19 protein-coding genes are annotated in these 22593 nt (G+C 41.3%); 8 read left to right on the top strand and 11 right to left on the bottom strand.

Translation table 11 applies throughout. The features are described 5' to 3' along the window. Positions 1-219 precede the first annotated feature (219 nt). Positions 220-1002: a histidine kinase gene (locus tag H6G74_RS03355; RefSeq protein ID WP_190966307.1), complete on the bottom strand. Its 783-nt coding sequence runs from the start codon at positions 1000-1002 to the stop codon at positions 220-222. 276 nt (positions 1003-1278) lie between these two features. Between H6G74_RS03355 and petJ the strand changes: the two genes are divergently transcribed. The 4 genes from petJ (at position 1279) to H6G74_RS03335 (ending at position 3762) form a co-directional block, all read left to right on the top strand. Next, entirely contained in the window at positions 1279-1602 is a 324-nt protein-coding gene (petJ, locus tag H6G74_RS03350; protein ID WP_390848918.1) for a cytochrome c6 PetJ, read from the top strand. A 111-nt stretch (positions 1603-1713) separates the two neighbouring features. Next, the gene (locus H6G74_RS03345; protein ID WP_190966418.1) at positions 1714-2733 is read left to right on the top strand and encodes an aldo/keto reductase; all 1020 of its coding nucleotides are present in this window, start codon (positions 1714-1716) and stop codon (positions 2731-2733) included. A gap of 111 nt (positions 2734-2844) precedes the next feature. Beyond that, positions 2845-3315: a VOC family protein gene (locus tag H6G74_RS03340; RefSeq protein ID WP_190966306.1), complete on the top strand. Its 471-nt coding sequence runs from the start codon at positions 2845-2847 to the stop codon at positions 3313-3315. A gap of 168 nt (positions 3316-3483) precedes the next feature. Further along, positions 3484-3762: a hypothetical protein gene (locus H6G74_RS03335; protein ID WP_190966305.1), complete on the top strand. Its 279-nt coding sequence runs from the start codon at positions 3484-3486 to the stop codon at positions 3760-3762. A 140-nt stretch (positions 3763-3902) separates the two neighbouring features. On the opposite strand, the gene H6G74_RS03330 is transcribed toward H6G74_RS03335, so the two are convergent. The 4 genes from H6G74_RS03330 to H6G74_RS03315 all read right to left on the bottom strand — a co-directional run bounded on the left by H6G74_RS03330 (position 3903) and on the right by H6G74_RS03315 (position 10694). Next, positions 3903-5414: a trehalase family glycosidase gene (locus tag H6G74_RS03330; RefSeq protein ID WP_190966304.1), complete on the bottom strand. Its 1512-nt coding sequence runs from the start codon at positions 5412-5414 to the stop codon at positions 3903-3905. Between the two features lie 47 nt (positions 5415-5461). Continuing rightward, complete coding sequence (treY, locus tag H6G74_RS03325; protein ID WP_190966303.1) at positions 5462-8227, bottom strand: malto-oligosyltrehalose synthase; 2766 nt, start codon at positions 8225-8227, stop codon at positions 5462-5464. Positions 8228-8426: 199 nt separating this feature from the next. After that, entirely contained in the window at positions 8427-10274 is a 1848-nt protein-coding gene (gene treZ / locus H6G74_RS03320) for a malto-oligosyltrehalose trehalohydrolase (RefSeq protein ID WP_190966302.1), read from the bottom strand. Between the two features lie 228 nt (positions 10275-10502). Then, the gene (locus tag H6G74_RS03315) at positions 10503-10694 is read right to left on the bottom strand and encodes a hypothetical protein (protein WP_190670692.1); all 192 of its coding nucleotides are present in this window, start codon (positions 10692-10694) and stop codon (positions 10503-10505) included. A gap of 129 nt (positions 10695-10823) precedes the next feature. On the opposite strand from H6G74_RS03315, the gene H6G74_RS03310 reads away from it, so the two are divergent. Then, positions 10824-11207, top strand: a complete 384-nt coding sequence (locus tag H6G74_RS03310) for a hypothetical protein (protein WP_242051144.1) — start codon at positions 10824-10826, stop codon at positions 11205-11207. A gap of 443 nt (positions 11208-11650) precedes the next feature. Here the strand turns inward: H6G74_RS03310 and H6G74_RS03305 are convergent, their stop codons facing one another. Beyond that, positions 11651-13378 carry an Rqc2 family fibronectin-binding protein gene (locus H6G74_RS03305; protein ID WP_190966301.1) on the bottom strand — a complete coding sequence of 576 codons (1728 nt, stop codon included), beginning with the start codon at positions 13376-13378 and terminating at the stop codon, positions 11651-11653. Positions 13379-13447: 69 nt separating this feature from the next. On the opposite strand from H6G74_RS03305, the gene H6G74_RS03300 reads away from it, so the two are divergent. Together H6G74_RS03300 and H6G74_RS03295 are read left to right on the top strand one after the other, a co-directional pair. Beyond that, on the top strand, positions 13448-13771 hold the full coding sequence (locus H6G74_RS03300) for a hypothetical protein (protein ID WP_190966300.1): 324 nt from the start codon (positions 13448-13450) through the stop codon (positions 13769-13771). A gap of 247 nt (positions 13772-14018) precedes the next feature. Further along, positions 14019-14510 carry a hypothetical protein gene (locus H6G74_RS03295; RefSeq protein WP_190966299.1) on the top strand — a complete coding sequence of 164 codons (492 nt, stop codon included), beginning with the start codon at positions 14019-14021 and terminating at the stop codon, positions 14508-14510. 224 nt (positions 14511-14734) lie between these two features. Here H6G74_RS03295 and H6G74_RS03290 read toward each other — a convergent pair whose 3' ends face one another. Genes H6G74_RS03290 through pilM form a run of 4 tightly spaced genes read right to left on the bottom strand, consistent with a single transcriptional unit; the run spans position 14735 to position 19801 of the window. Beyond that, positions 14735-17110, bottom strand: coding sequence for an AMIN domain-containing protein (locus H6G74_RS03290; protein ID WP_190966298.1), 2376 nt, complete (start codon positions 17108-17110; stop codon positions 14735-14737). A gap of 57 nt (positions 17111-17167) precedes the next feature. Next, positions 17168-17929 (bottom strand): GspMb/PilO family protein, encoded by a 762-nt coding sequence (locus H6G74_RS03285; protein WP_190966297.1) that lies wholly within the window; start codon positions 17927-17929, stop codon positions 17168-17170. Beyond that, positions 17926-18690 carry a PilN domain-containing protein gene (locus tag H6G74_RS03280; protein WP_190966296.1) on the bottom strand — a complete coding sequence of 255 codons (765 nt, stop codon included), beginning with the start codon at positions 18688-18690 and terminating at the stop codon, positions 17926-17928. The genes H6G74_RS03285 and H6G74_RS03280 overlap by 4 nt, the downstream gene beginning before the upstream one ends. 4 nt (positions 18691-18694) lie before the next feature. Next, positions 18695-19801 carry a type IV pilus assembly protein PilM gene (gene pilM / locus H6G74_RS03275; protein ID WP_190966295.1) on the bottom strand — a complete coding sequence of 369 codons (1107 nt, stop codon included), beginning with the start codon at positions 19799-19801 and terminating at the stop codon, positions 18695-18697. Positions 19802-19940: 139 nt separating this feature from the next. On the opposite strand from pilM, the gene H6G74_RS03270 reads away from it, so the two are divergent. Further along, on the top strand, positions 19941-21239 hold the full coding sequence (locus H6G74_RS03270; RefSeq protein ID WP_190966294.1) for an ABC transporter substrate-binding protein: 1299 nt from the start codon (positions 19941-19943) through the stop codon (positions 21237-21239). Positions 21240-21292: 53 nt separating this feature from the next. On the opposite strand, the gene H6G74_RS03265 is transcribed toward H6G74_RS03270, so the two are convergent. Then, positions 21293-22555 (bottom strand): bifunctional folylpolyglutamate synthase/dihydrofolate synthase, encoded by a 1263-nt coding sequence (locus H6G74_RS03265; RefSeq protein WP_190966293.1) that lies wholly within the window; start codon positions 22553-22555, stop codon positions 21293-21295. Between the last annotated feature and the right edge of the window lie 38 nt (positions 22556-22593).

The raw sequence follows: 22593 nt of genomic DNA, 5'->3' as shown, positions 1-22593 counted from the left end.
TTACTAACAACCCCGACTTCCTTCAAGAAGTTGGGGTTCTTATGATATGGGTATCTAGTACAGTTCAGCGTAAATAAACAGACTATCTGGAATTGCTAAAAGGCTTGTGGTATTGTTATTCTTTCTTTTTCCTTTTGCCTCTTTCAGAGTTCGCCACTTGCTTCAAGTCGGGAAACCCGCCCAACGCAGTGGCTCACTTTTTCCTTTTGCCTTATTGTACTAGTTTTTATCTGCGGGTTCCTTGTCTTTAAACAAATCAGCAGTTGCTAAAAGTAATTCGCGTAAGGTTTGTTTGAGTTGGAGTTCTTTTTTAGCGATCGCTGTACCAGCTTCGCCTAGTTTATCTTCTAACTGCGATCGCTTCTGGGATACTTGGGTTGCTAAAACTTCCGCTTGGGGACGAGCTTGGTCATACCAACTTCTGGCATCATTAAGATAATTTTGAATTTCGTCAGAACGACCACCATAACGTGCTGCTAAATTTGCGCGGACAATGGCTAATTGTGCTTGCAACTGAGCGTAACGTTTTCTTAGTAACGACACTTCATCACTATTTTTGACAGCATTAACAGCCGAGTCAATCACATTTTTGGTATCAGCCGTATTTTGTTTACCTGTTTCCTCAATCTCGGCTAATATCACATCTACATCTTGCTGAAGTTTTTCTTCTTCACTATCTAATTGCGCCTGTAATCTTTGCAGTTCTGACTGAGTTTGAATGATAGTTTCGTGTCTTTTGTGGTTCACGCCTTCCAAAGCACCTTCAATCGAAGCTGTCACATCTTCTTTAATTTCAGTTCCTCTTTCTTGCAGAGTTTCAATCACAGCCGCAACCGCATCTTTAACCAGTCCCCGCAGTTCTGTTGAACCTTCTTTCAACTCAGCCGCTACTTGCGAAACTGCTGATTTGACAATTTCTCGTACTCGCTCACTCCGTAACTGACCAGTTTCTTTAGCTTGTCTCAAGTCAGTTTGAATTTGTTCTTTGATATTTTTAACCATTTTCAACTCGTGTATTTAGCTAATTTGGATAAATTTATTTAGTTTAGTTGTCTTTGACATCTAAATTCTGACGTATTCTATTGGGAATAGACACTTCCTTTAGATAGAAAATGATAAAATATCAGTCTGTATCCGTGGTTTTATTGACATAGCAAATGTCGGGTATCGCTATGCACATAATTATGAGAAGATAAAATTTAAGATTACAGTCACTCTCAAGCAATGATCACCACCAAAGCACAAATTAAGTTAATGAGAATTAACCTGCTCAAAATGATGCAGATAGTATGTTTAATTCTCTTGTTATTTACCACCACTTTTACCTTGCCAGCAAATGCCAGTGACACGGCTAACGGCGCACAAATATTTAGCGTACATTGTGCTGGCTGTCATATTAATGGCAGTAACATTATCAGACGCGGAAAAAATTTAAAAAAGCAAGCCCTCAAGAAATATAATATGGATTCTATAGAGGCAATTACATCTATTGTTACCAATGGTAAAAGTAATATGTCTGCTTACAAAGACCGCCTGAATGAACAAGAAATTCATGATGTTGCGGCTTATGTTCTAGAACAAGCAGCCAAAGATTGGCGTTAGATAATTATCAATTCAATTATATGAATCATATTTGTTCTACTCCCTACTCCCTACTTCCTACTCCCAGCCTTTACAGATAATTTCAAAAATCAAATCGGATTACTATATATGGTGCTACTACCTACAGAAAGTCGTCTACAACTAACTTCTGATTTAAACATTTGTCGGATATTAAATGGAATGTGGCAAGTATCTGGCGCACATGGACATATTCAACCACAAGCGGCAATACAAGCTATGTTTCAATATCTGGATGCAGGTTTTACTACCTGGGATTTAGCTGATCATTATGGCCCGGCTGAAGATTTTATTGGAGAATTTCGCCATCAACTCATTGCAACTAGAGGTAAAGAAGCTTTAGCTAACTTACAAGCTTTTACAAAATGGGTTCCTCGTCCCCGAAAAATGACGAAAAAAGTTGTTGAGGAAAATGTTAATATTTCCTTGCGGAGAATGCAGGTTGAATCTTTAGATTTAATGCAATTTCACTGGTGGGAATATAATGATAAAAATTATTTAGATGCTCTGAAGTTTATGGCAGAATTGCAAACTGAGGGCAAAATAAAGCATTTGGCTTTGACAAATTTTGATACAAAACATCTGCAAATTATCGTCAATGCAGGGATTAAAATTGTTTCTAATCAAGTGCAGTTTTCTTTAGTTGACCGCCGTCCAGAAGTGGCAATGGTAGAATTTTGTCAGGAACATAACATTAAACTGTTAACTTACGGGACAGTTTGCGGTGGTTTCTTATCAGAGAAATATTTAGGTCAGTCGGAACCCCGAAACTTTGATTTAGGTACAGCCAGCTTACGTAAATACAAAAATATGATTGATGCTTGGGGTGGTTGGCAATTATTTCAAGAATTGCTGGTGACGTTGAAAGAAATTGCTGATAAGTATGGTGTGAGTATTGCGAATGTTGCTGTGCGTTATATTTTAGATAAACCAGCCGTCGGAGGTGTGATTGTTGGCGCAAGGCTGGGTGTATCGGAACATATTGAAAATAACGCCAAAGTATTTGGTTTTAGTTTAGCTCAGGAAGATTGCGATCGCATCGAGCAAGTCTCGCAAAAATCCCGCGATTTATACAGAATCATTGGCGATTGTGGCGATGAATACCGCAGATAAATTTCATTCTTTAGGGCTAGATGCCAGATATAAATTCAAGTAAACTCTGTTTTAGAGTTAAACTTCTACCCTAGTAAGGAAATTTATTCTACCCTCTTATCTAGCTGTTGTATGAAAAGTATCCTTGCTCCTGGACATTTGCGGAAAGTGCATCACATTGCTCTCAATGTCAAAGATATGCAAGCTTCGCGTCACTTTTACGGTAAGATTTTAGGCTTACATGAATTGACGGGTAAGCAAGTCCCTGCAACGCTGGTGGAACTTGTCGCTGAAGGGAAAGTTGCCAATTTTGTAACTCCCGATGGTGTAATTTTAGATTTATTTTGGACACCGGATCTCAATCCGCCCCATCCAGACCCAGAACAGAGTTTTACAAGAGCCTATCATCTAGCGTTTGATATCGATCCGCGATTATTTGAGACGGCACTAGCTGTTTTAGAAGAGAATAAAGTAGCGATCGCACATGGCCCAGTTACTCGTCCTACAGGTAAAGGTATCTACTTTTATGACCCTGATGGATTTATGATTGAAATTCGTTGCGATCCTCAACCTGAAAATAAAGTGCTGAGTTATGAGTACTGAGTCCTGAGTCCTAAGTCTTTTTCTAAACCGGATTTCTCTTTTCCCTTTATTTCATATATGTCTCATATTTGATTGCTGAAAAAAATACTCTTTCCTACTCCCTACTCCCTATTCCCTACTCCCAGCCTTTACAGATAATTTCAACAATCAAACCGAATTACTATCACAATGCAGATATTTCAAGTCATCGAAACAGCACTCACAAAACCACCCATTCCCCACGAACCATACAAGCAATCACTCAAAGCTTGGGCGATGTACTGCTTGCGTGATAGAGGTTTCAAAGTTGTTTATGCTCAAAATGCTGATTTTGCCATTGAACCGAAAGGTGGAGATAAAATCTATTTTAAAGTTACCAACAATGCCGATGATGTAGATAAGTCCTGCGCTTGGATAGTTTGGGATAGTGTCGCTAAAACCGCCAGCTTGATTCCACCATCATCTTGATGAAGGAGGCAGGGTTTTTGTTCACTTATTATCATGTCCGGCAAATCAGTTATAATTCAGCACATTTGAGCAGAAAGACAAAACTCTTTCTCCCCCTGCTCCCTGCGGTCTTTATGAGAAGTCTTTTACCGGACACGATATTACATTACACCCTCACCGTAACCCAAAGCTAAAAGTTCTAAAATCACGCCATTAGTCCAACCGAAACCTATTTCATTAGAACTGTAACCAAAGCAAATTTCATCGGAAACTTGAGCAGAACAACGCTCAACGTCATATTTTTCGACGAAAAAACCAAATCTGGTAAATTCTTTCATCGCCATAGCGAGGAATTTATCAGCAATATCTTGGCTTTCCGTATGATATCCATAGCGGCGCAGTCCCAGGACAGCAATTAATGTGAGGGGAGACCAGCCAAAAGGTGCATCCCATTGATTTCCTGTGACGTGGGAACTGGTAAAAATTCCCCCCGGCGCGGCGAATGTTGGTAAATTTTGGACGATTCTTTCGGCTTGGGTGGGTGAAGCAAGTCCTGTCCAGAGAGGATAGAAGGTGGTAGCAAATTCGTAATGACGGCGATCGCCACTATGGAAATTATAGTCTAGGTAAAGTCCTGTTCCTTCATCCCATAGGTATTGATTGATACGCTCACGGCGAAGACTGGCGCGATCGCTCCATTGTTTTCCTAGGTCTGGATTACCTAAAATATCGTGAATTTGCGCCAAGTCTTGCTCCATTTGATACAGCAAACTATTTAAACAAACAGGCGCATAGTGGATGATATCAACGCTGAAGGGGCCAAAGCGGTTGGTTATATCAAATCCAGACTCACGCATAGAGCGATCGCCTTTGTAAAATAAGTCTGTGAGTTCGTCTTTTTCGCGGTCATAATACAAACTCACATCATAATCATCAATCTCGAATTTTTGATAATATTCCTTGACACGTTCGTAGTGGCTGCGTCCGGCTTCATCTTGTTCCGAAAACAAAACTTCGGGTGCTGGCCCTTCTCCTAAAGCAAAATACCGCGATAAACCTGTGGCGGGATTGAGATGCGGCGGTACTACCCAGTAGTAATAAAACTGTTCTAATAAGGGCAAAGTTGATTTTAACCATGCTATGTCTTGGGTATGTTGAAACAACGCCAGCACCATCAAACTTAAAACAGGGGGTTGCGATCGCGTCAGCATATAGGTACGGTTGGCATTGAGGATAGTACCGTAATGCTGGACTTGATAAAGTAATTGATCAACTTGACTTTGAGCTAATTCCCATTCTTCATCCCGCAGTAAGCCCAACAAAATAAAATAGCTGTCCCAGCCATACATCTCGTTAAAACGTCCACCAGGGACGACATAAGCGCCGGGAAGATATAACAAGCCGTGTTCTTGAATATCTGCAACTTCGTTGGGTAAAGTGCGAATTTCGATTTGCTGCATTTCGGTTGCAGATAGCGATCGCTCTAACACAGCCTTGACTGTATTACAGTCTTCTTGGGGAGATATGTAAACTAGCCACGGGGTATTGGGTGGGTGTTCTAGTTTGGTGTCTTGGGCTGATTCTAGTAAGTGTTGATGGGAACGGGTGAGGGTTTTCCAGGTTTGTTTGATGTAGGTGCGGACTTGTGTTTGTGTGGTGAGTTGTATAGTCATAGGTTGTACCTCACGCAAAGGCGCAAAGACGCAAAGGATGGAAGATTTTACTCAGCAATTAATAGGGCTACTGGGAAGTGGGAAAGGGTTTGGGAGATGGGGAGAGTGTCTCCAGTTTGTAGAGTTTGGTGGGTAAGGAGGTTTTGCCAAGTTTTGGCGGGGAGTTTTAGGTGTGTATCTTGCCATACTGACTCGCCTAGTGGGGGTTTTCCGGGTGGGGTGAGGCTGGTGAGGAAACAGGGGACAATGGCGATCGCGGTTTGCTTGTCATGTTGGCGGGCAAAGGCGATGATATGGTTGGCGTGGGTTCCGTGGACTTCTAGTGGTTGATATTCGCCGTTTTGGAATAATGAGAGATATTTTGTTCTGGCTTTGAGTGCTTGCAGTGTTAAAAACAGTTTGATTCTACCGTCGGTTTTCTGAGTTAGTAGTTCGGGAATGCAGTCGAGAATATCGGTTTTGATTTGTGCTTGGATAGTACTCAAATAACTACGTCGTAATTCAAAATCTACGGGACGGCGGTTATCGGGGTCAACTAAGCTGAAATCCCAAAGTTCTGTTCCTTGGTAGAAGTCGGGTACACCAGGCGCAGTAATCTTCAGGAGGGTTTGGGAAAGAGAATTAAATATGCCATATTCGGCAATTTTTTGTTGAAAGGGACGGAAGTTATCTAAAAAGTGCCGCGATAAGTTGGGGTCAAGTATTTTCTGCACAAAGGTGGTACAAGCTGCTTCATACTCGTTATCGGGGCGTAACCATGCGGTGTGAACTTTTGCTTCCCGGATGGCTTTAATCATGTATTCTTGCACTCGTTCCACGAAAGAAGCTTGTTCATGTTCTGCAAAGGGAAATGTGCCAACTAGGGTTTGATAGAGGAAGTATTCATCGTTGCGATCGACTAAGCTACGATGTGATTGATTGATTTCACTCCAATGATTTACTTGTTGTTCCCATTCTTGAGGAATTTCTGACAACACATTTAACCTTGCTCTGACATCTTCGCCGCGCTTGGTATCATGGGTGGCGGTGGCGTTCATGGTGTGAGGCCAGTTGTGTTGGTGTTGATGGTTAAAGTTATGAAATTGCTCAATAGTAATACCAAAATGACTGGGGTTTCCGCCGACTTCATTCAGTGAAATTAGACGGTTGTAAACATATAAAGTAGTATCTTCCACACCTTTAGCCATGAGTGGGCCAGTGTATTGCTGCATCCGCAAGACAAAATAAATCCACTGGTCTTTTTCTGTTTGGCTGAGAGATTCATCAAACTGCAACAGCAAGACTTTTTCTAAAAAGTTCATTTCATGTTGCAACAAAGGTACTTGTTTTCTTGCCGTGTTAATTACTTCTTGAATACAAGTTTTATCTGTGTCGGAAATTGCATCGGGCGTGATATAAGTACGGTAGATGGGGAAGAGAGTGAGAAGTTCTGCGATCGCACGCTTCAAACCATTCAATGTAAAATCATTACCATAGCGATATTTGCTGGCAATATTCTTGAGCAAACTAGCTAAATTATCAACATCACCCGCTAGATTTTTTTCTAATATCAGATGCTTTTTCTCTTTAACCAGTGATGGATAATTGACCCTTGCACCGATAAATGAATGGTAAATTTTATTAAATACCGCTTGATTTTGTGCTTGACAAAATACACCATTGACATAATTCAAAAAATCATATCCCGAAGTACCTTGAATCTGCCAATTGTTTGGTAAATCTTCCGTGAGTTCTAAAATCTTCTCGACAGTGATATAAACATCACCCATTTTTTCGTGCAGTCTTTCTAAATACTGCGTTGGGTTGTATAGTCCATCAATGTGGTCAATTCTTAAGCCAGTGAATACGCCATCTTCTACTAGCTTGTGAATTAAACTATGAGTGTTGTTAAACACGCGCATTTCTTCAACTTTCACTGAGATAAGTTCGTTAACAGTAAAGAAACGGCGATAGTTCATTTCCTCCGCGCCAACTTTCCAGAAGGCGAGACGATAAAACTGGTCGTTGAGTAAGTCATCGAGTAAGTTAAAACTTTCCGAATTACCTGATTCGCCATTGAAAATTTTCAGATTCTCCGTAATAAATTCCCGGATATCATCATTAGTGCTGTAGAGTTCCCAAATCAAACCTTTGATAAAAGCAATTTGGTCTTGACGCTGTTTACCAGTAACTTCCGAAGGCACACTTTTGAGAATGTAGAGAACGCCTAAAAGTTTAATAAAATCAGGATGATTTCTCCCCAATGTGCGGGTGAGTTTACCAAGATTGTAAGTCAAAAATTTGCTATAAGATTCTAAACGCAATGGTAATTTTAAGCTGTAATAGTTAACAGTTAAACCATTCTGTTCATATTGGAGTTGAATATCTCCCTTTTCCAGAGCTTCGCCATAAAAATCACCTAACAATGGTGCAAGAATGCGCTCTTGGCTGTTAGCAAAAGGCGATTTCCAACAAACATCAAAATAATCGGTATAACTAGAATCTGCACCATGTTCCAACACATCCATTAAATAGGGGTTTTCGCTACTATATGCCATGTGGTTAGGCACAATATCTTGTAGCCAACCCATCCCCAAAGCTTGTAATTCTGCCACTAAAGCCGCAAAATCGTCCTGAGTTCCCAATTGCGGATTTAACTGTGAAGCATCCACCACATCATAACCATGTGTACTCCCAGTTCTCGCCTTAAAAATTGGCGAAGCATACAAATCAGAAATGCCTAAATCTGATAAATAGGATGCGATCGCTCTAGCATCCTCAAAACCAAACTGGGGTGTAAACTGAATTCTATAAGTTACTTTTGGGATTCGCATAATATTTTTACTTGATATAAATAGGTTGAAAAAGAGGTTTGGGGGAAAACACTCTACGCCCCTCCGCGTTGACTTCACGTAACTCTGCGTTATAGCAGTCCTAAATCATTTGTAAAATTTCTATATCTTTTTCTTCTTTCTTCCCTTTGTGTCCTTTGCGTCCTTTGCGGTTCGTTTCCATATCTATGTTTTTCACGACTCATTTAGGATTGCTATACAAAACTAAACTCATAGCCGCCAACACAACCTCATCCCCCACCGCGAGTTTATCAGCAGCTTGAGAACCTTCACCAGACCATACAGTATCGGCTGAGTCTAATAACTTCCGCGCACTTTGCTGAATTGGTAAACTCACCGCCACCGATGAGGAATTAAAATTCATCGCAAATACCACCTCACCCGACTCGCACCAACGCCGCACAACAACTACTTTTTTGTCTTCGTCACTAGTTGCTGCAATACTGTCGCGGTCAAAATTCAACAACGCGGGATGAGTTTGGCGTAAATGAATTAACTGACGATACCAATCCCATAAAACCTTATGTTGTCCTTGGTGACGCAATTCCCAGTTAAGTTTACACCGCAGAAATGTCTCCGCAGATTCAGGATCTGGTGGGTCTTCTGCATAGTGGAACGCCTCAAACTCTTGCTTACGTCCAGCACGCACAGCTTGAATCAATTCAGGGTCAGAGTGGCTGACAAAATAGATAAAAGGTGCAGTTTCGCCATATTCTTCACCCATGAATAGTAACGGTAAGTAAGGTGATAACAATACAGCACCAGCCGCTAATTTCAAACCAGCAAAGGAAATTCGCTCAGATAAGCGTTCCCCCTTCATTTGATTACCAATTTGGTCGTGATTTTGAATACAGACTGAAAACTGAGATAATGGGCGATCGCGGCAAGATATCCCATGAAAACGCTTACGGTGGGGTGCATACCGCCAATCGTAGACAAAAGTATCTTGGTAAGCTTTAGCTAAATCCGCACACTTACCGAAATCTTGATAATACCCTTGGCGATCGCCTGTTAACAATGTATGTAATGCGTGGTGGAAATCATCACTCCACTGTGCATCAATTCCATATCCTCCCAATTCTGGCGGACGCACAACTTGCGGGTTATTCAAGTCACTTTCTGCAATTAAATAACGTTTCCATGTCCCCCCTTGACAAAAGTTATGCACAACTTCCGCCAATTCCCCTAAAAAATGCTTTGCACCCAAATCATAAATTGCTTGAATTGCATCTAGGCGCAAAGCATCTATATGAAAATCTCCCAACCAATACAAAGCATTTTGAATAAAATAATTTCGCACACCTTGGCTATAAGCATCATCGAAATTCATCGCGTTGCCCCAAGGTGTCTTATAAGTTTTAGTAAAATAGGGCGCAAATTGACCCATATAATTACCCTCTGGGCCAAAGTGGTTATAAACCACATCCAGCACTACAGCAATACCATTTGCGTGACAAGCATTCACAAATTGCTTGAAATCGGCGGGACTACCGTAGGAATTTTGTACCGCATAAAGATAAACGCCATCATATCCCCAATTGCGATATGCCAAATCAGGCTGAATATGATCATCGCCCGGAAATTGGGCAATGGGCATAATTTCAATCGCGTTAATTCCTAACTCCCGCAGTTCTGGTAAACGGGGAATAATTGCAGCAAAGGTTCCTTCCGGTGTGAATGTCCCGACATGGAGTTCATAAAAAATCATCGATTCTAAGGGAATACCAGTCCAGGTTGTATCTGTCCACTCAAAATGATGATCTACAACCACAGAAGCACCGTGAACTCCCTGGGGTTGAAACTGCGAAGCCGGGTCAGCAAAAGCTTCTTGCTCATTTAACTGATATCGATACAATGTACCTGGATACACATCATTGACTTTTACTTGCCAATATCCCTCTACTTGCGGTTTTAGCGGAATTAACTGCGACTCTGGTGTTAAAATCTCTACCGCAACGCTGTTTAGTGTGGGAGACCAAACAGTAAACTCACACTCGCCGTTACCTAAGTAGTGAGCGCCAATTTTCACACAGCATCCTCCGCTTAAATGATGTTCTGGATAAGTGTTTAACAACTGCAAATGTCATCAAGTCAACATTTTTCAGTCATCTGCCAGATAGCATCATGGTATTTTTCTCAGTTAATTCACTAGTGCCAAAAGATATATTTAGTAGTAAGCATTTTGGAATAAAAAGACCAGCCTCCGGTGAGATGTCAGTTTAAATCTGATCTCAAATGACACTTTCTCAGAAGGGTATCAATCCGATTGTTTCTGTTTATCTAATTTTTCTTGTACCGCATCCCTACAAAATTGTGCTGGGTCGGGTTGTGCTTTCACTGCATCTTTCATGTCTTTACTTGCACGAAAGCTGATTTGCTCTGTTAAGGGTTCCTCACCTTTTCTTTGTCCTGGTTCTAAATTTTCAGGTGTTCCTCTAGGATTCGGCATTTATGTAGAAACGTAAATATAAATTGAATCGATTGAAACCAATCGATTAGAGTTTTAATCAGTGGTTACTTAACCCTGGAAAAGTTGTTAACCACTGATACCACTCGTAAAAATGGCAATATCTATTTTATGTTGTTTACCCGCACAGAATTAGAAGTTCTGACAGTTCAGCAACTCAAAACTTTATGCCTACGTTATGGTCTAAGACTAATGGCAAGTGGCGCATACAAGGACAATTACATCAGCACCTTGATGGCATTTCCGTTATTAGCGATACAACAGATAGAGGACGGTGAAGGTTTACGCTTACCCACTTTTGAAATGTTGCAACATCTTGGCACCACCCTAGATCAGATGGGACAATCCACTGACCACCAAGCAGCATTGATTAAAGCATCACTGGAGGGTAAATGTATGCCAGCACCACAAAGATGGGAACAGGAAAAGTTACTCAATCGCTATTACGCCAAGGGACATCTTGAACAAGCGATTACTCTATTAGGCATACAGTAACTCTTAATCGTACTGTTTACTATAATGGTTTTTAACCCGCATAGGCGGGTTTTGCCTGTGTAGCTGTGACTTCCAGTCGCCTGGTGCAAGATATGTGATAATACTCAAATCCTGAATAAGCAGTACTCTAAGCATTTAGAAATAAAAAGACCAGCCTCCCACAGCTGGTCTATTAAATGTTTTTCGCGTTGTCTTCTCAATAGAGTTAAAACCCGATTGCGCGTTCCCAAAATGCAACGGGCAACTTTTCTTAACAATATTGTAACAGCCAACACAGTTTTTTCTTAAAAATTCACTAAAAAAAGATAAAGCCATTTCGGATGGGCTTCCATCTTTGAGAATATTTCAACTAACCCGGAAGGTAGAGGGATTTAGGGGGACAAGGGAGACAAGGGGGACAACGGAGAAGAATAGCAATTGATAACTCCTGCCTCCTGCCTCCTTCAATGACTATTGACTAACTGTGGTTTTCCCCAGAGAATGCGCTCTTGTTTATAAATGGCAATTCCCGGTTTGGCTCCTTTGGGTTTGTAGACGTACTTGGGCTGAGTGTAAACTACTGGTACTTGGTCACTTTGACGAGCGCGGCTGTAGTAGGCAGCGAGGTTGGCTGCATATTGCAAATCATCGGTATCGGGGACAGCGCCCGCTTCTAAACGCATGAGAATATGGCTTCCGGGAATTTCTTGGGCGTGGAACCACAAGTCATAATCTCCGGCTATCCGAAAAGTTAATTGGTCATTTTGGCGATTATTTCGACCAATTAAGATTTCCCAACCGTTAGGAGTACGATAACGGCGGAAGTTGGTGATAGCAGTTTCGTTAGTGTTACGATCGCGGTATTGTGGATCTTCTAAATATTTTTGTCCAATTAGTTCATCGCGGATTTCTTCTAAAGCTTGCAAATCTTCGGCTGTTTCGTAGTTTTCAATTTGCGCGATCGCAGCTTCTACTTGCTCTAAATAATCAATCTCTGACTGCACTTCAAATAATAGCGGTTCCACTGCCAAACGAGCGCGTTTGAGTTTTTGGTGCTGCTTGTAAAAATTTTGAGCATTCTGCACACCGTTTTTATCTGGCTGAAGTGCGATCGCCACTGGTTCACCTGTCTCAAAATCAGGTAAGGTGATTTCTTGCATTCCTGGTTGCCAATTTTGCAAGTTAGCCATCAACAAATCTGCTTTTTGGCGATAATCATCCGCTTGATCTGATTGCTGTAACCGAGTTATAAAGGCTTGGGCTTTGACTTTTAACTTCGTCAGAATATTTTGTAACTTCTGACTCAGTTGATGGCGCAATTGAGCAAATACCTGTTGATTGAGTTGGTCAGTATAATACTTATTCAGCAAAATTTGAGTATCTTTGACTGGCGCAACCGCACCCCAACCCATCACGGTGTAACCTGTTGCTGTCCAAGCTGGTTGGAATTTACCAACATCTAAAGCTTGTAGCCATTCTTGCCAACATTCAAAGAGTTTTTGCCAATCTTCAGAATTTAGTTGATCAGTAGTTGTGTCTGGTGCAATACTCGCTGCCAACAGCAGAGAATCTACCAGTGATGCACTTAAACCGCTATAACTTTTGATCAGTTGACGCTTAATTGCACCGGGAACTAAACTCACCCTTTCTTGCCAACGTGCTTGAGATTCGCTCAAATTGGGAACCGGGCCTGTGAGTTTGGGGGGAAATTCGTAAAGCTGTCCAGTTTGAATTGGTCGGACACTCGATTGCTGTTCACTAACTTGATGGGCAGCCGTAATGATGAAATTATTAGCATCAGTCAAAATCGCATTGCTGTATTTGCCCATAATTTCCACATACAAGTGATACAGGGCAGATTCTCCTGGACGACGGGCAAACTGTAAATCAATCGCCCTTTCCCAAGGTGCGATCGCTTCAATCGCAATTAAAGCCAAGCCGCCCAATTGATGTACTAGTTGCTGACTAAAGGTAAAAGTATCAGGTGATCGCGGCGGCGGATCACCAATACAAATCCGTGCAGCTTGGGGATGCCAAGAAATTTCCAGCCAACCCCGTTGTTTCAGGGTGCGTAATGCGATAGAAATAGTGTAGCGATCGCGCTGATAAACTTGTTCTAAACGCGATGGCAGCCAGTAAGCGCGTAGTTCGCTACAAGCAGAAGTCAGGGTGGTAAAGTCAACTGGTTGCACAACAAATCATTGGCGTTCAAACGTCGATGCTCAGTATATGCTATCTTGTCTAGCTCTGATTGGCATACTATGAAAAAGATAAAATCTTCCACATCCTCCCGCCTTCTCATAGCTACAGTCGTCACTACAGGCGCATTGTCCTTAATTACTCCAGTTAATGCTCAACAAACTCCTGAAACTGTAGCTAACGGCATTTACCATCCGCGAGAGGCAGAATTTTTCCGTGAGGGAAGAGACAAGTTTGAACGAGAAATAGAATTTTTATCAACAAATAGTATTTCTTCTCCCGAAAGGATCCTCAAAATTACTCCAGCAAAAACACCTGTAATTCAGCAGCCGCCTTTAGAAAACCCTGAATTTTTACCTGGTAAAAAAGCTCTACCGTCAAATTAATTACCACATCATCTATCTAAAAAGTATTGCAGACGAACAAAATAATTGCCAGATTTATATCCCCGACTTTTTAAAAAAGTCGGGGATATTTTTTTCATGAATGATTGAACGCGAATTTATAACTTTAACTACAATGCTATCTTCCCGGAGATACTAAAATTTTCCCTAAAGTTTATCTATATTTTGAGCATAATTTTTTTGCTAAAAGGTAGCAAAAGTGAACTAGTAATTTCTAGAGGATTAAAGTATGAGTTTGCTACTTACAACATTCGCCCAACACCTAAATCTTTCCCAAGCACAACTAGAATCTATCCTGTCAAAATCACTGAATGAAGTACTGAATTTGCCAGAATTGCAACAAGAATTAGCAGGTTTAGATATTAAATTGCTCAAAGAAACATTACCCACAGCCGGAGCAGTTTTAGCCCAAGAATTACCACCTTTTTACAATTGGTTAAAAAACGAGTTGGGTGTTAAACGTGTTCCCGACAGTCCAGATCATGCAACTGCGTGGGTAATTGGTTTTGTGAACAATCAAGAAAGTTTAACTCACTTAGTTGAATTACATCGTCCAGTACCACGTCTAGCTTTAGAAGCTTCAGTTCCTCACCTGATAGGGTTGTTTGACGGCGTAGAAAATGCAGTAGTCCGAAAAGAATGGCAAAAAGCGATCGCAGCTTTATGCTTAGTCTTAGTAGTCGATGCTCGTGAACAAGAGAAAATCTCTGTCGCTGCTTAAAAACTGCCGCTATGGACAACAAAAACCCCGACTTCTTCAAGAAGTCAGGGTTCTTGGTGCTGTAATACCATTTCACGCAAAACTTGATACAGATGTAAACCCTAAAAGCTTTGCTGTATCTAAGTTTTTTAATTGCGTTAGCGAAGCGGTAGCGAGCCTGCGAGCGTCATTGCGAATTGCGAATTGTGAATTGGTATAACCTGTCACCTATCACCTACTACAATTTACCGCTTAGGCGCACCAAAACCACGACGCTCAAGCACATTTCGTACCTCTGGGCTAGGTGTGTAATTATAGCCGTAAGAAGAATTTTCCGAATCATCCATAACTTGAGGTGTGAGTAATACAATTACCTCATTGCGTTGATTGTTTTTGTTTGTTCTTCTAAACAATGAACCAATCAGTGGTAAATCTCCTAAAATGGGTATTTTAGAAACAGTTACCCGGTCTTGGTCTTGAATAATTCCTGAGAGAATTAATGTCTGACCATCACGTAAACGAATCAAGCCAGAATTGAGCGATCGCTCAGAAACTAAAAATATACTTTGACTATTACCACCAACATTAATTTCTGCGGAAGATTGAGGAGCTTTAACAATAGGGGCTACAGATAATGAAACAAAACCATTATCATCAATTCTGTCAACTTTGACAGCTAATGTTAAACCCACACTTGTTTTTTCAGCAGTAACAGTTTGTACAGCAGTATCACTACCACGAGTTATTTCATTTCTAATGTTTCCTACTACTTCTTGAGTCAGGTTAACATTGGCAGTCTGACCTTCTTGCACAATTAATGTCGGGTCGGTCAAAATCTTAGCATTGCCACTTGTCACCTGAGCTTGCAAACTAGCCAAGAAACGTTTAGGAAATTGATATAAAGAAGGCAGTCCGTATGTGTAGGTATCTGGTGTCTGCCCAGTGATTTGGTTAGTAAATCTAGTTGGTTCGCCAGTAACAGGATCAAATGCAGTGGGGACAGCAGTAACTGTTCCTGGAGTTCCTTGTGTAAATGCTGTCAGTCCTGGTTGTAATGGATTTGTACTGACACCAGCATTGGGAGTTCCTGTATTTGGATTAGTTGTGTTAAGAAAAATGTTTCCTCCTTGAAGTGGGTTACTAGTAACAGGAGTACCAGTTAGGTTATTTGCTGTCTCAGCACTAGTAGCTGGCCTAGAACCACCAAAGTTGAAAACTGCTGCACCGCCATCATTAGTAAAGTAATTATTGCCAACCCCAAATGAAAAACTAGTATTAGTGTTATGAGTGTTTAAAAGGTTAACATCAATAATCTTGACATTGACTACTACTTGACGACGACGAACATCAAGTTGAGTTAGTTGAGAAATTGCTATATTAATTTGTTTGGCAGGGCCAATCAATGTTATGGAATTTGTCCGCTCATCACCTAATGCTTGTAAACCTCGTAGCAAAGGTGTTGTGTATTTAGAGTCATCAAGTGTGAGGCGTTCAATTCTTGTTTCTGTAGTTGTCTGACTTTGAGTTACTGGAGCTGCACTACCACCCACAGGCACAGCAGTCACATTAGTTACTTGCCGTTCTCTGGTGACTGCACTTTCCGCCCCCATCCCCACTAAAAAGTTCAAAGCAACTCCGACATTGACCTGATTCAGTCGCAAGCTACGTACAATCACATCACGAGTGGAATTAGGTAATTTCGCCCCCACAAAAACTGTACGACCATTCCGATTCGCTTCTAACCCACTTAAACGCAAGACATAGTTAAACACATCTTGCACAGGCTCGTTTTCTATATCCAAAGAGATTGTTTGAGCAGCATTGGCAGGAGCAGCACCTTGCTGACCCCCAGCAGCATCACCACTGATATAAGCCAAATTCAAATTAGCTGCACGAGCCAAAAGTGATAATACTTCTCGCACTGGTGCATCTCGCAACACCAGCCTCGGCACACGCTCTTGAGTTCCTAAATCAATTACACTCGGAGAAGCATCTGTGGCAGAAACAGCGATGTCTCCCACTGGTGGCGCAACGGCTCTGGGTAAGAATGGCGGCGCTTGGCTAACAGGTTGACCAGGCCCAGCCGCTTGAGCAGGTCTGCCATCAATACTAATTTCTGGGTTAGGAACCAGAACATCTGGCCTTTGGCTTGGTTGCACAGGCACATTTGTTGCAGGTACTGTTGGTGTTGTTGGTGTTGCCGCTACTGTACCTGTGGATGGTGTAAAGCCAAGGGTAATTCTGTCATCTTTGCGTAGTACTGGTTGACCACTGGGTGCATCGTTATCACCAGTAACTATGACTCGAATGCTATTAGCATCTAACTGCACAACTTCAACAGAGGAAATTCCCGATGCAGGTTTATCTTGACGGAAGTTAGTACCACCTGGTAATCGTAGTTGAGCATTAATTACATCGGAAACTAAGGTTTTACCTCTTTTGGTTGTAAAAACCTGGGGGCGAGAAGTTGAAGATGTTTTTAAAACTACGTTAATGCCACCATCAACAGCATTTAACTTAACATCATTAACTTGAGTTACCTGCGCCCACCCTGGTTGAGCTGCCAAAAATGTTAAAGCAGCAGCACCCAATATTAAGCTATTACCGTGAAGCTGTTTCACAGTTCATTCCTCACTTTATAAACATTTTTAAGCAAAAATTGTTGAGAAAAAGCACTTCTATTTAGGCGGTGCTTTAGCAGCTGCGGCTATTTCTTCTGGTGTAAGTGGCATCAAAGCCTGCAACTGGAAAGATGTAGTTAGAGGTGGCGGCCCTACTTGACGTATGGCTTTACCTGTTTGGGTCGTAGCTTGTACCGGAGCCAATACTGACTGATAATCTCTAACGATTAACAAAGGCTGTAAACGCTCTATATTCCGCAGAATTGATTGAGTTTGTTCATAAGTACCAATAAATTCGACATTGATACTGATGCGTTTTAGTTTGTTATTTACTGCTACACCCAACGAACCATCTGTAATTGGTTCAGCTTTACTAGTAGCAGGGGCAAACTTCTGGAGTTTGGCTTTGATTGCATTCGGAGGAACTTGGACATTACCAGACTCAATTAACCGATTTAAATCTAACAGCAGAGTATCTAAAGTTTTTTCATTAGCAAATAAACCTAACACCTGAATTTGCTGTTGTTTGGCATCAGCTAAATCTTTTTTTACTTGGTCAATTTGTTTCAGAGTGGCTTTTTTTTGGTCAATTTGCCCTTGCAATTCCCCACTTTTTGCCTGCTGCTGCTGATAAGTATCCCATGCTGGCATGACAAAGTTCAGCACTATAAATAAAGCTCCAGCAAGACCTGCTACCCCAGCTATAGCTCCAATAATTTGGGGAGTGAAGGCAATACCAAATATGACGGGGTAGGGCGATGCACCTGAGTCAAATTCCTCACCCTGATCTGCAAAATTCAAATCTTCACTCAGCGTCATTTCGGGATGACTCCTGTTTGTTGCATAGTGCGAATTCGAGCTACTAATCCTACCGTGCCTTTTTGTTCTAACTCCCGAACCAAATCGGAAGCAGGAACATCGCTTAAACTCGATTGGATTGTGTATTTAACTATTTGTGGCGGTTTGATGGGAACTTTAGATGTACTTGCAGTTGGTGGTAATGGTGCATCTACTAAGTTTGCACCAGTAATTCTGCTGTCGGAAGCTTTCAAAAATTGAGATTGTTGCAGACTCAATAAGAAATCGTTGACATCGTTAAAAGTCCGTGCGACTCCGGTGATTTCGATACCACCAGCCGGGTTTGCGGGTGGCTGACCTTCTGCGGCTGGAGTGGGTGGAATTTGTTTGACGTTCTCAATTTGTACTGTAGCTGGAATGCGATCGCGCAAATCTTGTAACATCGCTGACCAAGGTCGAATTTGGTCAAATACAGTTACTAAACTTTGAGTTTCCCCTTTAACTGCATTTGTTTCTTCCTTGATTTTGTTAATATTTCCTATTTCTGAATCTAATCTAGTGACTTCTTGCTGTAACTGTGCTATGTTCTGCTCTAGTTCACCATTCTTCCCTTGCAGTATCCACCAACCAGCCCCAGCAAAAATCGGTAAACATAAACCCAAACCAACTCCTAAGAAAATTGGTTTCGGATCGCCAACCGAAAGCTTTTTAGCCGCTCTTTTGTCACTCTTATTTTGGTAAATTGGGCGGTCTTTGAGAAAGTTAACATCTAAACTGTACATCCCGTTATACCTCCCGCATTCCGAGGCCAAGTACGATCGCTAAACCAGAACGTTCCAAAGCTGGATATTTTTGTTCATCAACCTGCAAAGATAAACCCCCCACTGGATCTACTTGTGCAGTTGGCAAGCTTAAGCGTTGTGTGAAAAACTCATCTAGCTGTTGCAGTCCGCCACCCGGCCCAGCCAATAAAATCTGCGCGATTTCCAAATTTTCACTTTGATTTAAGTAAAAATCGATAGAACGGCGCAATTCATCCGTTAGTTCTCCCAAAACTCTCATCATCGCTGCCATCCCAGGGTTGATTCCTGTCACCCCAGTTTGTCCACCATCCATAGGAGTTGCCGGAATAATCATTTCCCGTAAAAGTTCCATATCCCGTGATATGGGTACACTCATCGCCCTAGCTAGGGCTTCTTGCATTTGATAAGTACCAATTGGCACAGTCCGCGAAAATTGAGGTACTCCGTTCACAATGATGGCTATTTCTGTACTGTCGAACTCAATGTCAACTAGTACTACCGCTTCCTGTGGGCCAAATTGCCGCAGTTGGTCGCGGATTGTCCGAATCAGCGCAAAACTGTTAATCTCTAAAACATCGATTTGCAATCCAGCTTGCTCAAAAGTACTTAAATATGTATCAGTCACCTCCTTGCGGGTGGCTACTAATAATACCTGTACTTTTTCGATGCCGTCCTCATCTACAAAGTACCCAAGTTTTTGGTAATCTACATCAGCTTCTTCACGCGGATATGGTAAATACAAGCCAGCTTCATGATTTAACACCATGTCCCGTAATTCTTTGTCATCTAACTCAGCTGGCACTGGAATCAGACGTACGATAGAATCTCGTCCAGGTACACCGGTCGCAACACGAGAAGCTTTGATTTTACTTTCAGCTAATCCTTGCTGAATGATTTGCGCCATTGTCGGGGGGTCAGTAATTTGACCATCTGTCACCACACCTTCGGGAACTGGAACAGATGTAAAAGATTCTAGTTTTAAACCTTGGCGCTGCTTGCGTAACTGAACGATGTTTACCCGTTCTGATGCAAGTTCGATACCAACCCCTTTATTAGATTTGCCAAACAGACTATTGAAGCTTTTCACCACAGTTCCGCCGGACTACTAAATAGAAAATTTAAATTGTCGACGCAGTATATTGCGTCTTTACGGGTAATTGATTTAGCCTATAATCTCGTTAATTCTCCATAAGCTTTTCATTTCTATCAAGGGTGAAAATACTGGTAAAATGACTAGACTGCAAAAATTCAAACAACTAACAGCTTGGGCAATAATTGGTTTATTGACTAGTTGGATTGTTAGTTGCAGCACAGGTAACGTCGGCACAAGTCCAAAACCAGGGACAACGGAAGCAGCCAACATTGAGTTTTGGACAATGCAACTCCAACCTCAATTTACTGACTACTTTAAAACTTTGATTTCTGATTTTGAGTCACAAAATCCCGGTGTAAAAGTTAACTGGGTTGATGTGCCTTGGGCAGCTATGGAGAACAAAATTCTAACAGCTGTCTCCGCAAAAACGCCACCTGATGTTGTTAACCTAAATCCAGATTTTGCATCCCAACTAGCAGGACGAAATGCTTGGTTAGACTTGGATACGGCAATTCCTCAAGATGTGCGTTCGACTTATTTACCAAACATTTGGAAAGCCAGCACACTCAATGGCAAAAGTTTCGGAATTCCCTGGTATCTCACAACAAGGCTAACTATTTATAACACCGAATTGTTAAAACAGGCAGGTATCAGTAAACCACCGACAACCTACGTAGAATTAGCACAGGTAGCACAACAAATCAAAAATAAAACTGGTAAATATGCCTTTTTTATTACTTTTGTACCGCAAGATTCCGGGGAAGTGATGGAATCTTTGGTACAAATGGGTGTGACTTTAGTTGATGCTGACGGTAAAGCCGCTTTTAATTCACCACAAGGTAAGGCCGCATTTCAATATTGGGTTGATTTGTACAAAAAAGGACTACTACCAAAAGAAGTGTTAACCCAAGGTCATCGTCATGCTATTGATTTATATCAATCTGGTGAAACTGCATTTTTAGCTTCAGGGCCAGAATTTCTCAAAACTATAGCTAACAATGCTCCAAAAATTGCTCAAGCTTCCGCTATTGCACCCCAAATTACTGGTGATACAGGTAAGAAAAATGTGGCGGTGATGAATATTATTATTCCTCGCGCTAGCAAATATCCTGAAGCTGCTACTAAGTTTGCTTTATTTGTCACGAATGATGCGAATCAACTATCGTTTGCTAAAGCTGCAAATGTTTTACCTTCAACTACTAAAGCATTATCTGATAGTTACTTTAAAGATATGCCAGCTAATGCTTCTACGGTTGAAAAAGCCAGAGTTATTAGTGCAACTCAGTTACAACAAGCTGAGATTTTAACTCCAAAACTAAAGGATTTCAAGAAATTGCAAAAGGCAATTTATGAAAATTTGCAAGCAGCTATGTTAGATCAAAAAACTGTTGATCAAGCTGTCGAAGATGCTGCACAACAGTGGAATAATCGCTAAATTTTGAAAGTGTCAGATTCTCGACTTCTTGAAGAAGTCGAGAATCTTTTTGTTTATACAGGATTTAAGGTTCCTAAAAAGTGTCCGATTAGATAAAGAGAACCACACAAAACTACTACATGATTTGTATTAGTAAAAGCTGATGCTAATGCTGATGATACATCTGGATAGGTTTGACACAAATTTAGTTCTGGACAAATATTATTAGCCAGCTTTGCTAATTCTTGAGGATTAGCTGAATTGTTATCTGGAACTGGTACTAAATATAATTTATCGTTTGTTTGTAGCAGGGCTTGGAAAATTTCGGTATGGTCTTTTGTGGAAAGCATACCAATTATCCAAGTTACATTGTCGGGATTTAAACTATCTACATAATTACGTAAGACTTGGGCTGCTGCGGGGTTATGTGCGCCGTCAATTAATAATTTATGGTTGTTCCAGGTTAGCCATTGCATTCTTCCTGGCCATTTGGTGTTTGCCATACCATTGATAATGGCTGATTCCAGAATTTCCCAACCTTGTTGTTGGAGAATTTCTAAGGTTGCTAAAGCTAAAGCTGAGTTAGCTAATTGAATTTGCCCTTGTAATGGTAGAGGGTATTGAATTGAATTTGGAGGATATTGAAGTGATTGATATTCTGCCCAATCAGGAGAGATTTGCAGTGCTGGTTGGGGTGTAAATATTGGGCATTGTAATTCTGCGGCACGCGATCGCACAACTTTTTCGGCATCGGCTGGCAATAAACCCATAACAACCGGACACCCAGGCTTGATAATTCCAGCTTTTTCTCTAGCAATATCAGCTACTGTGGGGCCTAATTGTTGCCAATGTTCGCGGCTAATAGAAGTAATTACTGTCACCAGAGGTTCAGAACAAACATTAGTCGCATCTAAACGTCCACCTAAACCAACTTCTATCACTGCAATATCAACTTGCTGCTGGGCAAAATACAACCAAGCAGCCGCAGTAATAATTTCAAACTGAGTGGGATATTCATCATCAGGAGAAACAGCCACCTGGACTTTTTGTACAAGTTGACTCAATTCTTCAGCAGAAATTGGCTGTTCATTGATACAAATCCGTTCTGTCCAATCAATTAAATGAGGAGAAATGTAACGCCCTGTCCGATAACCAGCTGTGGTAAGTACTGAAGAGAGATAAGCACAGACAGAACCTTTACCATTTGTCCCCGCAACATGAATCACTGATATCCGCTCATGAGGGTTCCCCAGGTTTGCCAATAGTTTGACAATACGCGAGAGTCCCAGATTCACACCAAAATGTTGCAAAGGTTGAAGTAAAGAATCAATATTCACTGGAAGGGAAGTGGGGAGTTGGGCGTGGGGATAAGGTA

This window comes from Nostoc spongiaeforme FACHB-130 (assembly GCF_014698475.1).
GTDB lineage: Bacteria > Cyanobacteriota > Cyanobacteriia > Cyanobacteriales > Nostocaceae > Nostoc_B > Nostoc_B spongiaeforme.
Note: the sequence above shows the minus strand (reverse complement) of the source record. Positions and strands in the feature narration are given on the sequence as shown.

What these genes read in the sequence shown, in the direction of transcription:
- H6G74_RS03285 (WP_190966297.1), bottom strand. Translation starts at nt 17,929, where the DNA reads ATGACGCTGAGTGAAGATTTGAATTTTGCAGATCAGGGTGAGGAATTT.
- H6G74_RS03340 (WP_190966306.1), top strand. Translation starts at nt 2,845, where the DNA reads ATGAAAAGTATCCTTGCTCCTGGACATTTGCGGAAAGTGCATCACATT.
- petJ (WP_390848918.1), top strand. Translation starts at nt 1,279, where the DNA reads ATGCAGATAGTATGTTTAATTCTCTTGTTATTTACCACCACTTTTACC.
- H6G74_RS03300 (WP_190966300.1), top strand. Translation starts at nt 13,448, where the DNA reads ATGAAAAAGATAAAATCTTCCACATCCTCCCGCCTTCTCATAGCTACA.
- H6G74_RS03315 (WP_190670692.1), bottom strand. Translation starts at nt 10,694, where the DNA reads ATGCCGAATCCTAGAGGAACACCTGAAAATTTAGAACCAGGACAAAGA.
- H6G74_RS03280 (WP_190966296.1), bottom strand. Translation starts at nt 18,690, where the DNA reads ATGTACAGTTTAGATGTTAACTTTCTCAAAGACCGCCCAATTTACCAA.
- H6G74_RS03355 (WP_190966307.1), bottom strand. Translation starts at nt 1,002, where the DNA reads ATGGTTAAAAATATCAAAGAACAAATTCAAACTGACTTGAGACAAGCT.
- H6G74_RS03330 (WP_190966304.1), bottom strand. Translation starts at nt 5,414, where the DNA reads ATGACTATACAACTCACCACACAAACACAAGTCCGCACCTACATCAAA.
- treY (WP_190966303.1), bottom strand. Translation starts at nt 8,227, where the DNA reads ATGCGAATCCCAAAAGTAACTTATAGAATTCAGTTTACACCCCAGTTT.
- H6G74_RS03270 (WP_190966294.1), top strand. Translation starts at nt 19,941, where the DNA reads ATGACTAGACTGCAAAAATTCAAACAACTAACAGCTTGGGCAATAATT.
- H6G74_RS03310 (WP_242051144.1), top strand. Translation starts at nt 10,824, where the DNA reads ATGTTGTTTACCCGCACAGAATTAGAAGTTCTGACAGTTCAGCAACTC.
- H6G74_RS03335 (WP_190966305.1), top strand. Translation starts at nt 3,484, where the DNA reads ATGCAGATATTTCAAGTCATCGAAACAGCACTCACAAAACCACCCATT.
- H6G74_RS03295 (WP_190966299.1), top strand. Translation starts at nt 14,019, where the DNA reads ATGAGTTTGCTACTTACAACATTCGCCCAACACCTAAATCTTTCCCAA.